The organism is Rhizobium sp. GCM10022189, assembly GCF_042656325.1.
Lineage (GTDB): Bacteria > Pseudomonadota > Alphaproteobacteria > Rhizobiales > Rhizobiaceae > Rhizobium.
The window spans coordinates 1-1,297 of the sequence record NZ_JBHSOR010000033.1; the positions used below are offsets into that span (position 1 = coordinate 1).

A 1,297-nucleotide genomic window follows, 5' to 3' on the forward strand; every position below is an offset into this window, starting at 1 on the left:
GGGACTGTCAGGAATTCTGTGCGTGAGGCCATGATGATGGAAAGGAGAGAATCATCACATGGCTATCGACAAGGAACTTCTGGACCAGCTTTTGGCTGGCCGCGATCCGTCTGAGGTGTTTGGCAAGGATGGCTTGCTCGACGATCTGAAGAAGGCGCTTTCGGAGCGCATTTTGAATGCCGAATTGGACGAGCATCTCGATGAAGAGCGCGAGGGCGGGAGTGCCAACCGTCGCAACGGCTCTTCGAAGAAGACGGTGCTGACAGGGACGTCAAAGATGACGCTGTCAATCCCGCGCGACCGGGCCGGGACCTTCGATCCGAAGCTGATTGCGAAATACCAGCGCCGCTTCCCGGACTTTGATCACAAGATCATCTCGATGTATGCGCGCGGCATGACGGTTCGCGAGATCCAGGGCCATCTCGAAGAGATTTATGGCATCGAGGTGTCGCCGGATCTGGTCTCGGCCGTCACGGATGCTGTTCTCGAGGAAGTTGGGGAATGGCAAAACCGGCCGCTCGAGCTTTGCTACCCTCTGGTATTTTTCGATGCAATCCGGGTCAAGATCAGGGATGAGGGCTTCGTCCGCAACAAGGCCGTCTATATCGCGCTTGCCGTTCTGGCGGACGGCACCAAGGAAATCCTCGGCCTGTGGATCGAGCAGACGGAAGGCGCGAAGTTCTGGCTGCGTGTCATGAACGAACTGAAGAACCGGGGTTGCCAGGACATCCTGATTGCCGTCGTCGACGGGTTGAAAGGCTTTCCAGAGGCGATCACCGCCGCTTTCCCGCAGACGATCGTCCAAACCTGCATCGTACACCTGATCCGGCATTCGCTCGAATTCGTGTCCTGGAAGGACCGAAAGCCGGTGGTTCCGGCGCTGAGGGCTATCTACCGTGCCAAGGACGCAGAGGCTGGAATGAAAGCGCTGGAGGCGTTCGAAGCTGGATACTGGGGCCAGAAATACCCTGCCATCACCCAAAGCTGGCGACGCAACTGGGAACACGTCATTCCCTTCTTCGCCTTTCCCGAAGGCGTGCGTCGGATCATCTACACGACGAACGCCATCGAAGCGCTGAACTCCAAGCTCCGGCGGGCAGTTCGCTCGCGTGGCCATTTCCCCAGTGACGACGCCGCCATGAAGCTGTTATACTTGGTGCTGAACCACGCGGCCGAAGACTGGAAACGTCCGCCGCGCGAATGGTTCGAGGCCAAAACCCAATTCGCCGTCGTCTTCGGCGAACGGTTCTTCAACCAATGACGAACCGGCCTCACGCACAGAATTCCTGACAGTCCC

1 protein-coding gene is annotated in these 1,297 nt (G+C 58.1%); it reads left to right on the forward strand.

Annotated elements, in window-relative coordinates; genetic code table 11:
- The first annotated feature begins 58 nt into the window (after nucleotides 1-58).
- Entirely contained in the window at nucleotides 59-1,261 is a 1,203-nt protein-coding gene (locus ACFPWW_RS13195; RefSeq protein WP_112759496.1) for an IS256 family transposase, read from the forward strand.
- Nucleotides 1,262-1,297 lie beyond the last annotated feature (36 nt).

Coding starts and splice junctions, on each gene's coding strand:
- ACFPWW_RS13195 (WP_112759496.1), top strand. CDS start 59: ATGGCTATCGACAAGGAACTTCTGGACCAGCTTTTGGCTGGCCGCGAT.